Consider the following 10,932-nt stretch of genomic DNA (forward strand, 5'->3'; position numbering starts at 1 on the left):
TTCATAGATATGTATTTCTAATTTTCTTTTTCTTCGATATACTAAACAATACAGAAAGGAGGGCAATATGATGAAAATTTTAGTCGTCGGCGCTGGTGCCGTCGGAGGATACTTCGGCGCAAGGCTTCATGAAGCGGGACAACAAGTAACATTCCTCGTTCGACCGAAGCGACGTGTTCAACTCCAAGAAAATGGACTCATCGTAAAAAGCAGAAACGGTGATTTGAACATTTCCCACCCTCATCTTATCACGACAGCAGATGTCGGATCTTTTGATGTGGTTCTTATGAGCACAAAATCGTATCACCTCCATGATGCAATCGAAGATGTATTGCCTTTTGTCCATTCAGAGACAATCATCATTCCTTTGCTTAATGGCGTCCAACATCTCGATGTGCTCGATTCTGCTTTTTCCAAAACACAAGTGTATGGAGGGGTTGCCTTTATTGAATCGACCTTGTCCGAAGATGGGCACATCCTTCATCAAGGGGCGAATGCCTCAATGATGTATGGTCATAGATCACACGCTGCTCCGCCCTCTGCAACTCAGGTTGAAAAAGCACTTTCTTCTGTTTCTGATATTAAGTCTCGAGAGAACATTGAAAGTGACATGTGGCAAAAATATATGCTCATCACAATTCTTTCTGGAGCAACGACCCTTTTTCATACCGATGTCGGCACAATCCGAACCTCTACAAGTGCAGGGGCATTTATCGATCGCTACATAAATGAAGTTGCTAGGTTGATTGAACGGATTGCACCAGAAATGGACGCTGAGCGTTTGCAACAAAAAGCGTTTCGCCAATGGCAAAACCTTGACGCTTCTTTTAAAGCATCGATGCAAAAAGATAAAGAAAAAGGACAAGCCGTCGAGTATGAGCATATTCAAGGTTACCTGTTGGACAAAGCGAAAGCGTATCATTTGGACGCGCCTGCATTAGAAGTCGTGTATGCCAATCTTGAACTTTACGAACAAAAACGAAAGGGTGATTTTCAATGACACAAGCGATTCAACAATACCGACAAGATGTCCGAACTGAAGAGACATGGGATTTAACGGATCTTTTTGCATCAGACAAGTCGTGGGAGAAAGCCTATGAAGAACTGGAAACGATTCTTCCACGGTTAAAGCCTTATCAAGGAACGCTACATGAAAGTGCCAAACAGCTACTGGACTGCTTGAAAACGTACGAAAACATGATGCAAATGCTCATTCCAGTCGCCACTTACGCGATGCTTAAAGTAGCCGCAGATGGAAGTGATGCGAACAATCAAAGCCGGCAAGGGAAAGTAAGTCAACTTCAAGCAGCCTTTAGCCGAGCAAGTGCTTTTATCAATTCAGAAATCGTTAAAATAGACGATGAGACGTTGCACCAATTTTTTAATGAAAACGACGAGCTACACACGTATGAAGTACAAATCCAAAAAATCCGAAAAAATAAAGATTACATGCTCTCTGATGAAACTGAGGAAGTACTTGCTGCCTTAAATGAATCACTCCGCGCTCCGTTTTCAATCTACAAACAGGGCAAGGCAGCCGACCTTTCATTCGCTGACTTTCAAGATGACAAAGGAAATACTCACCCGCTTACTTTTGCTCTTTTTGAAGATAAATACGAGTTCTCAAAAGACGCGAGTATCCGAAGAAATGCCTACAAAACCTTTATTGATGGGCTGAGCAACTATCAGCACACGTTTGCAGGAACATACGCCGCAGAAGTAACGCGACAAGTGAACGTGTCTCGTTTGCGAGGCTACCCTTCTGTCACTGACATGCTCCTTCATGAACAAGATGTGGAGCCGGCAATGTACCACCGACAAATTGATACGATCTACAACGAATTAAGTCCATACATGCAACGATATGCGACGTTAAAGAAAAATGTACTCGGGCTCGATGAGCTCACTTTCGCTGATCTAAAAGCACCGCTTGACCCAGACTACGATCCAGAAATCAGCTTTGAAGAAGCGTTCTCCTTAATTAAAGATTCACTAAAAGTCATGGGTGAAGACTACAACAAGATGATTGACCGAGCGTATGAAGAGCGCTGGGTTGACCGAGCGGAGAATGTCGGAAAACAAAACGGAGCGTTTTGCGCGAGCCCTTATGGTGCGCATCCTTATATTCTCATGACATGGACAAACATGATGCGCGGCACGTTTATCCTCACCCATGAACTCGGGCACGCTGGCCACTTTTATACAGCGCATCAACATCAGAAGCTTGGTAGCGCCAGACCGTCAACGTACATGATCGAAGCGCCTTCGACGATGAATGAAATGCTGCTCGGTGACCACCTTTTAAAAACCGCGGATAGCAAAGAGATGAAACGGTGGGTGGTCCTCTCATTATTAGGTACGTATTATCATAACTTTGTGACCCACTTACTTGAAGCCCATTTCCAACGGGAAGTGTATCAAGCTGCAGAAGAAGGAACGATTTTAACAGCAGACAAATTGAATGAACTCAAACTTGCGACACTTCAAGGTTTTTGGGGGGACACGGTTACTTTTGATAAAGGCGCCGCACTTACATGGATGCGCCAGCCTCACTATTACATGGGCTTATATCCTTACACGTATTCGGCAGGTCTCACCGCATCCACCTATGCATCGAGAAGAATTATTGAAGAAGGAGCCCCAGCAGTCGAGCGTTGGTTAGACATGCTACGAGCTGGGGGATCGAAATCTCCGCTTGAGCTACTCAGTATTGCAGGGGTTGACCTTTCTACCGCAGAGCCGATTTCTGAAGCCGTTAATTATGTCGGTTCGCTCGTGCAGCAGTTAGAAGAAAGCTACGCATAACCATCGTTTCGATCAGAGCCGTTATTCTAGACGACGGCTCTTTTCTATGCCAAGAAGTTCATTCTTCACCTTCCCATGCTCGGACGACCATGGTCGTGTTTGACCAAAAAAGTCGCTCGCCTTTCTGCCCTAACGCATCGAGCCGAAGTGCGATTTGATTGAGCCCATCTCCTGTTTTTTTCGGTCACTTTTCTTTTTCACGGTGTATATTTTCCGCCCTTTCTTTGCAATCGCTTTTTTTGCACTGCTTGGTCAACTGCTTTACAATCAGAAATAGAAAAGGGTGTGAAATAATGGCAAAAATCTATGTACTCCATGAAAATGATGAATGGACAGCTCCACTAAAAACCGCCCTTGAAAAGCTTGGGGCAGAATTTGAATTGTGGCACTTGCATGAAGGGTCGGTCAACTTAATGGAAGCCCCGCCTGAAGGTGTATTTTACAACCGTATGAGCGCGTCTTCACATACACGGGGACACCGGTACGCTCCAGAATATACCGCTGCGGTCCTTCGTTGGTTAGAAAGCTACAATCGCACCGTTTTCAACGGTACAGAAGCGTTACAGCTAGAATTAAGTAAGGCGGCTCAATACACGAGCTTGGTTTCACATGGCATTCGTGTGCCAGAGACGATTGCAGCTAGCGGAAAACAAGCAATTCTCGATGCGAGTAAACAGATGGGGAGCACCTCTTTTATTACGAAGCATAACCGGGCAGGTAAAGGACTTGGCGTTCATCTTTTCCAAGACACAGCTGGGTTAGAACGCTACTTACAGACAGATTTTGAACCCTCCATTGATGGGATTACGCTTTTGCAAACATACATTAACAACCCCGACTCTTTGATTACACGGTGCGAATTCGTAAACGGGAAGTTTCTGTATGCAGTGAATGTGGACACGTCTGATGGCTTTGAACTTTGCCCAGCAGATGTGTGCCAGATCGATGATGCTTTTTGCCCGACAACCGATCAGCCTCGGGATAAATTCTCAATCATCCCGAACTTCCAACACGAAATCATTGAAAAATATGAGCAATTTTTGCAAACACATCGCATATCTTTTGCAGGGATTGAATTTATTCGTGATGAGTTCGGCACACTGTACACATACGACGTCAACACGAACACAAACTATAACAAAGACGCTGAAGAAAAAGTCGGCATCTACGGGATGAAGCATGTCGCTGACCAACTCGTAGCGGCTTTAGCGTCAGAATTGCATCAAAACGCATGAACGCCAAAAGAGCGTTCCCTAAATTCATGAAAAGCAGGTGATTGTTCATGGCAACTTCGTACACGTCGAGAGAAGACGTACCTGAACAAGAAAAATGGGACCTAACCGATTTATATGAAAACGAACAGGCTTGGCAAAAAGATGTGGATACGTGCAAACAGCTTGCAGATGAATTGGCTCAATTCGAAGATAACATTACAGATGCCTCTTCCCTTCTCGCTTATCTAAAAAAACAAGAGCAACTTTCCCTCATTGCCCGCAAAGTTTTTGCGTATAGCATGTTTTTGTCTGACATTGATACTCGTGACACAAATGCGCAAAGATTAAGCGGCAAAGCAGCTCAGCTCAGCGTAAAAATGAGTGAAGCAACCGCCTTTTTTATGCCGTTTCTGCTCAGCTTGTCCAAAGATACGCTAACGTCTTACATCAACAAAGAAAAAGAGTTGCAGTACTTTGAAGATGAGTTATGGAAATCATTTCGCTATAAACCACACGTTCTTTCAAAAGAACAAGAAGAGCTACTTTCTCAACTGAGCGAGACGATTGGAGCTCCGAGCAATACGTACAATATGTATAATAATGCCGACATCCAGTTCGGCATGGTTCACAATGAAGAAGGCGAAGAGGTTCAGCTTACAAGAGGCATGTACTCAAAAATGCTTGAAGACGAAGACCGAGACGTTCGAAAAGCAGCGTACAAAGCATACTACAAGCCGTATTTGGAGATGAACAATACGATTGCGACGAACTATGCATCCGAAGTGAAAACGAATGCCAGTCTCGCAAAGATCCGCAATTACAACTCAGCCTTGGATGAAGCGTTGTTTAGCGACAACATTCCGAGTGAAGTATATGAGAATCTTCTTCAAGCCGCAAAAGACAATAGCCAACCACTACACGATTATGCGAAGCTTCGCAAAGAACGTCTAGCGGTTGAAGAACTTCGTCAGTATGACTTGAGTGCACCGATTGTCGCTGGTGTTAAAGAAGACATCCCTTATGACGAGGCGTACGAGACGATGATCAAGGCGCTTATGCCCCTTGGCGAAGATTATATCGAGCAGCTCCGTGCATTTAAAGACAAGCGCTACATCGATGTTCGAGAGACGAAAGGAAAGAAGTCTGGAGCGTATAACATGGGCGTTTACGGTGTTCACCCGTTCGTTCTTTTAAATCACAATGATGACTTAAACAGCTTGTTCACACTCGTACATGAGATGGGCCATGCGCTCCATAGCCACTATTCAAGCAAAATGCAGCCACAAATCTCAGCGTCGTACAAAATCTTTGTCGCCGAAGTTGCCTCTACAGTGAATGAAGTGTTGCTCATCCAGCACCTACTAAAAGAAACGACCGATCAAAAAAAACGCGCCTACTTGCTTAACCATTTTATTGAACAATTTCGAGGTACGTTCTTTACACAAGTGATGTTTGCCGATTTCGAAAAACAAACCCACGAACGAGCTGAAGCCGAAGAACCGCTCGATGCGGCTTCCCTTAATGAACTGTATGAAGGTATATTCCGGACATACTTCGGTGATGAGATCGTGTTTGATGATGAAGTAAAATACGGATGGTCACGCATCCCCCATTTTTACCGCGCGTTTTACGTTTACCAGTACGCAACGGGCTTTGTTTCAGCCATTGACATTGCGATGAGAATTCTTGATGGCGACGAAGAAACATTGAAAAATTACCATACGTTCTTGCAAAGTGGAAGTGTGAAAGATCCTCTTGACTTGCTCCTTGATACTGGAGTGGATTTAACGTCTGATGAACCGATTAAAAACGCCATGAAAATGTTTAAAGACACCGTCGATGAACTTCGAAAATTAGACGTGTAGAATATGGGCATTAAAAAAAAGAGGCACAGGGCGTTTCGCCCTGTGCCTCTTTTTTATTGCATGATTAATCTGCCACACCGAGGGCAATTTTTGCATAACGAGACATCTTGTCCTTCGTCCAAGGTGGATTCCAGACGATGCTCACCTCTACTTCACCAATTTCCTTGTTTTCACTCAAGTCAGCGAGGGCATTTCTCACTTCTGATTGAATCATCCCTGCAAGTGGACAACCCATCGATGTGAGTGTCATAATAACGGTCGTATTCATGTTCTCATCAAGATCAATGTCATAAACGAGACCGAGATTAACAATATCAACACCAAGCTCTGGGTCAATTACATTTTCCAGTTCGGCAAGAACTCGTTCTCTCGTTTCTTCTAATAGCTTTTCATCAGCCATGATTTCACCTCAACAATCATTGTTCGAGAAGGAATTCAACTCCTTCACTTTCCTCCATCATACTGGAACTTTGGATTGATCTCAATCGCTTTGCTTAAAGGAGTTGTATTATGCAGTTACAAACCGCTTTTTTTGAGCGAGATACGTTAATCGTAGCCCGTGAATTAATCGGTAAACATTTCGTTCATCACACAGAAGAAGGCGAGGTCCTCAAAGGCCGCATTGTAGAAACTGAAGCCTATATCGGCCCTGATGACCGAGCAAGCCACACATTTGGCGGCAAGATCACGAACAAAAACAAAACGATGTTTGGAAATGCCGGCGTTCTTTACGTGTACATTAACTACGGCATTCACCATTGCGTAAATGTCGTGACGAAAGGGGCAGGTTACCCAGAAGGCGTTCTCATACGAGCTGTAGAGCCTTTAGAGGGGCTCGAGCATATGAGTCACAGACGCTTTCAGAAACCACTCCACGAATTAAAGGAACGAGAAATGTTCCAGTTAACGAACGGACCCGGTAAACTCGGACAAGCCTTTCACATTCAAAAACATAAACATAACGCCCACTCTTTAAGCAGTGAGACGTTATACCTTGAGGAAGGATCGGGTTGTGGTGACATCGCCACTTCGCCACGAATCGGCATTCCAAATAGTCAAGAAGCGAAAATGTATCCGTGGCGTTTCTTTGAAAAAGACAACCCGTACGTATCCAAAGCTCCTAAACGTTAAACCGTTTAACGAATGTTTCTAAACGATCGGCCGCTTCTTTTAGATTGTCCATACTGTAGGCGTACGAAATGCGAATGAACCCTTCGCCATACGTTGAAAAAGCGGTCCCGGGAACTGCAGCCAACTGAGCTTCATTTAACAAGCGATCGGCAAACTCAAAAGAACTAAGCCCTGTTTTTTCAATGGAAACAAACAAGTAAAACGCGCCACTTGGACTTGCAAACGGCAAGTTCAAGGCATCTAACCTTTCCATCATATAATCTCGTCGCTTTTGATACGCTTCGCGCATCACTTGAGGATCGTCTTTTCCATGTTCTAACGCCTGAAGCGCTGCATACTGAGAAACGGAAGACGCACAAGACACGTTATACTGATGAACTTTTAACATCTGTTTCATTAATGATTCGGGTCCGAATAAAAAGCCAATTCGCCAGCCTGTCATGCTGTGAGATTTTGATACGCCATTGACGACAAACGTTCGCTCTTTCATCTTCGGTAATGATGCGATGGACACATGAGTTCCCTCATAAACAAGCTCGCTGTATATTTCATCACTAATAACAAAAATTTGCTCGTTTATGAGCACATCGGCAATCGCTTGAAGTTCTTGCTCATTCAGCGTGACACCCGTCGGGTTGGAAGGGTAAGATAAGATCACAGCTTTCGTATTCGATGTGATCTTTTCTTGTAATCCCTCAGCCGTTAATTTAAATTGTGTATCCCTCGTATCGACCCACACCGGTTCAGCCCCTCTCATACGAATCAATGACTCGTACGCCGGATAGGCCGGCACTGGGACAATCACTTCATCACCTTCATTAATCAACGTGCGCATCACAAGATCCAACGCTTCGCTAGCCCCTACCGTCGTGATGACTTCCGTTTGTGGGTCGTAATCGAGGTTGTAATTCGTATGCAAGAAGCGAGACGCAGCTTTTCTTAAAGGGAGGATCCCCGCGTTTGGGGTGTACGTCGTCTTGCCTTCACTAATCGCTTGAATCGCCGCCTCTTTCACGTGATCGGGTGTTGGAAAATCCGGTTGCCCAAGTGTGAGTTGTACCGCATTCGGCACTTCACTCACCCGATTAAAAAATTGACGTATTCCAGAGACTTCAATTGATTGAACATTGTCATTTACAAGTTTTTCCCATTCACTCATTCGCCTTCATCCTTTGCTATAGCCGTTTTTCTATTTTCACATACTTTTCTTTTCTAGAGAAGTGATAGAAATGTGGAGGGTTTTTCTGTACAATAGTGACACGAGGTGATCAATCATGGCAAGACCTGATGAACGAGTATTGTTTCATGTAGACGGATACCAGTTCAAAAAAGCGAAACAAGACGGACATGTGTTTATTACGACCCCCGAAGGTGTGAATGTTACAGTTGATTTGAATAGTATTCAAACGTTTTTACATGCCTTGGATAATGATGAAACTTTAGCAAAACAATTTGGATCTTAATCATCCAAATTGTTTTCTATTTTTATTAAATAGTAAAAGAAGGATTAACCACAATCTAAAACGGGTACATTAACTTATCACATAAAAAGGGAGGGACGTAAAACTCACGAAGAGTTTTACAACTGTATGGCAAACCACTATACATACAAGACAGAGCGACCAGGCATTGTATTTATCATTTCTGCGATTTTTGTCTTTGCTTTTGTGCTTTGGGGTGTGTTGAGTGTTGACTCACTTAATGCAACCGCAAATACGGCACTTGATTTCATGATTAACACATTTGGCTGGTTTTACATGATTGTCACTGCATTTTTTGTTGCTTTTTGTATATTCTTGATTTTCAGTCCTTATGGTAAATTAAGACTAGGAAAGAAAGATGATCGACCAGAATATAACTTTTACACATGGATCGGCATGATCTTTGCTGCCGGTATTGGTGTTGGCTTTGTGTTCTGGGGAGTCGCGGAACCTGTGCTCTATTATTTGGACACGCCGCCGGGTGTGGAACCAGGTACTACAGAAGCTGCTTCTTCTGGTCTCTTATACGGAAGTTTTCACTGGTCTCTTCACGTATGGGCAATCTTTGGAGTTGTTGGTCTAACACTGGCTTACGTGCAATTCCGAAAAGATAAACCCGCGTTGATTAGTTCTGCATTTACAGGTGTGCTTGGCGACCGCATGAGAGGGTTACCTGCAAACACGATTGATATTTTGTCCGTTATTGCAACAGCAATGGGTGTGGCAACAACATTTGGTTTGAGTGCCCTACAAATGTCTGCAGGTTTATCTTATATTACTCCTATTGAAAACAACTTTACGACACAATTTATCATTATTGGAATCGTTACGGTTCTTTTCATGTTCTCAGCGATGTCCGGTGTGAACCGAGGAATCAAATACTTAAGTACCGTAAATTTAACAATTGCTGCATTTTTACTTCTTTTTGTTATTATCGTTGGACCAACACAGTTTCTTGCCGAGAACTTTGTAAGCACACTCGGGAGTTATATATCGAATATCATTCCGATGAGCCTTCAGATGACGCCTTTTTCTGATAGCGAGTGGCTAGGAAACAACACAATTTTCTTTTGGGCATGGCATATGTCATGGGCTCCATTTATCGGACTTTTTGTCGCCCGTGTTTCAAGAGGGAGAACCGTTCGGGAATATATGCTCGGTGTACTTGTCATCCCTTCTCTTGTTGGAATCATCTGGTTCGTAACATTTGGAGGTACCGGTCTTTATCAAGAAATTCAGATGAACACAGGTATATCAGAACTCGTTGCTGAGGTTCCTGAGACCGCACTATTTGATATGCTAACTCACCTCCCATTAGCGATGTTCACTTCAATACTTGCCTTTGTTCTTATCGGTATTTTCTTTATTACATCAGCAGACTCTGCCTCTTACGTGCTTGGTGTTATGACATCAAAAGGCGGCTTAAAACCAATGCTCTCTATTAAGTTTATTTGGGGCTTTCTTATCGCCGCTGCAGCTAGTGTATTGTTACTATCCGGAGGCCTTGACGGTTTACAAACTGCCGCTATCGTCTCAGCACTACCCTTCAGCATTATTATGGCAGCAATGGTTATCTTTGTACTCATTATGATGAGTAGAGACTTAAAGAGCTTGAAGCGAGAAGAATCCATGAAACAAACCGAACAACTAAAAGAAGACATTAAAGAAGAATTTTACGACGACTGGAAACAAGAAGTTTACGAAGAGATTAAAGAAGAAATGAAAGAAGATAAGCAAACAACAAAAGCAGAAGAACTGAAAGATGATCGACCCGAAAGTGAGAAAAAGAACGATTAAACAAACGGGATTGCCCCATCAAAGTGGGCAATCCCGTTTTCATTACAGACACCGACATTAGCCATACTTACGGCAGAGCAGTTTCAGTTCACAACCGACATTGTCGATTGTGTTTGATGCATGAACAACGCCAGACAATTGTCCATTTATAAAAAGACGTGTACAGTGCTCTGGAGTACAAAGTAAACAGAGCGGAGGCCATTTCAACGGTGATGTTGGCTTTTTAGTCTATATAAGTTCAAGGAAATTCACTGAACCCTATGTTCGATATCGACCTTTACAAGCAAACACCTACCTATTGTCTGATGATGTCCCCCTCGTTTCACTTCGAAAACTTCGTTGTCGATTGTTGCTCGTCACTACAAGGTTCGCGGGCAATACGAAGAACGTTTATCGAAAGGTAACTAGACTTGACCGATGGTGATTACTTCGCACAAGGAATATCATGACCTGTCACTTATGTGACAATCCAATCCTCAAACCGGGCACTTTCGCCCCTCAACGGTCACATATTAGAGTTAGTATAAAAAGTGGACACGCAATAATGAGCGTCTTGTATAATGAAAGGAATACAAGAGGAGCGTGGAAGAACTTATGGGAAAAAAACATGTATCTCAACAATATCGAGAGCATCTTTCA

Annotated in this window: 9 protein-coding genes; 7 read left to right on the top strand and 2 right to left on the bottom strand. The window is 43.4% G+C overall.

What is annotated here, in order from left to right; translation table 11 throughout:
• Positions 1-70 precede the first annotated feature (70 nt).
• The 4 genes from ACE1TF_RS13405 (at position 71) to pepF (ACE1TF_RS13420) (ending at position 5,884) form a co-directional block, all read left to right on the top strand.
• A complete protein-coding gene (locus ACE1TF_RS13405; protein ID WP_375017435.1) occupies positions 71-1,000 on the top strand; it encodes a ketopantoate reductase family protein in 930 nt (309 codons plus the stop codon).
• Positions 997-2,805, top strand: a complete 1,809-nt coding sequence (gene pepF / locus ACE1TF_RS13410; RefSeq protein WP_375017437.1) for an oligoendopeptidase F — start codon at positions 997-999, stop codon at positions 2,803-2,805. Before ACE1TF_RS13405 ends, pepF (ACE1TF_RS13410) begins: the two co-directional genes overlap by 4 nt.
• A gap of 293 nt (positions 2,806-3,098) precedes the next feature.
• A complete protein-coding gene (locus tag ACE1TF_RS13415) occupies positions 3,099-4,040 on the top strand; it encodes an ATP-grasp domain-containing protein (RefSeq protein ID WP_375017439.1) in 942 nt (313 codons plus the stop codon).
• Between the two features lie 47 nt (positions 4,041-4,087).
• The gene (pepF, locus tag ACE1TF_RS13420) at positions 4,088-5,884 is read left to right on the top strand and encodes an oligoendopeptidase F (protein WP_375017441.1); all 1,797 of its coding nucleotides are present in this window, start codon (positions 4,088-4,090) and stop codon (positions 5,882-5,884) included.
• A 64-nt stretch (positions 5,885-5,948) separates the two neighbouring features.
• Here pepF (ACE1TF_RS13420) and ACE1TF_RS13425 read toward each other — a convergent pair whose 3' ends face one another.
• A complete protein-coding gene (locus tag ACE1TF_RS13425; RefSeq protein WP_042396696.1) occupies positions 5,949-6,284 on the bottom strand; it encodes a metal-sulfur cluster assembly factor in 336 nt (111 codons plus the stop codon).
• A gap of 110 nt (positions 6,285-6,394) precedes the next feature.
• Here ACE1TF_RS13425 and ACE1TF_RS13430 point away from each other — a divergent pair, with 110 nt between their 5' ends.
• Positions 6,395-7,015: a DNA-3-methyladenine glycosylase gene (locus ACE1TF_RS13430; RefSeq protein ID WP_375017443.1), complete on the top strand. Its 621-nt coding sequence runs from the start codon at positions 6,395-6,397 to the stop codon at positions 7,013-7,015.
• On the opposite strand, the gene ACE1TF_RS13435 is transcribed toward ACE1TF_RS13430, so the two are convergent.
• Complete coding sequence (locus ACE1TF_RS13435) at positions 7,005-8,174, bottom strand: aminotransferase A (RefSeq protein WP_375017445.1); 1,170 nt, start codon at positions 8,172-8,174, stop codon at positions 7,005-7,007. The genes ACE1TF_RS13430 and ACE1TF_RS13435 overlap by 11 nt on opposite strands.
• A gap of 115 nt (positions 8,175-8,289) precedes the next feature.
• Here ACE1TF_RS13435 and ACE1TF_RS13440 point away from each other — a divergent pair, with 115 nt between their 5' ends.
• Together ACE1TF_RS13440 and ACE1TF_RS13445 are read left to right on the top strand one after the other, a co-directional pair.
• Positions 8,290-8,478, top strand: coding sequence for a hypothetical protein (locus ACE1TF_RS13440; RefSeq protein ID WP_375017447.1), 189 nt, complete (start codon positions 8,290-8,292; stop codon positions 8,476-8,478).
• Positions 8,479-8,604: 126 nt separating this feature from the next.
• Positions 8,605-10,293 carry a BCCT family transporter gene (locus ACE1TF_RS13445; protein WP_375017449.1) on the top strand — a complete coding sequence of 563 codons (1,689 nt, stop codon included), beginning with the start codon at positions 8,605-8,607 and terminating at the stop codon, positions 10,291-10,293.
• The last annotated feature ends 639 nt before the right edge of the window (positions 10,294-10,932 follow it).

The sequence above is a fragment of the Geomicrobium sp. JSM 1781026 genome, from assembly GCF_041949955.1.
GTDB lineage: Bacteria > Bacillota > Bacilli > Bacillales > Marinococcaceae > Geomicrobium_A.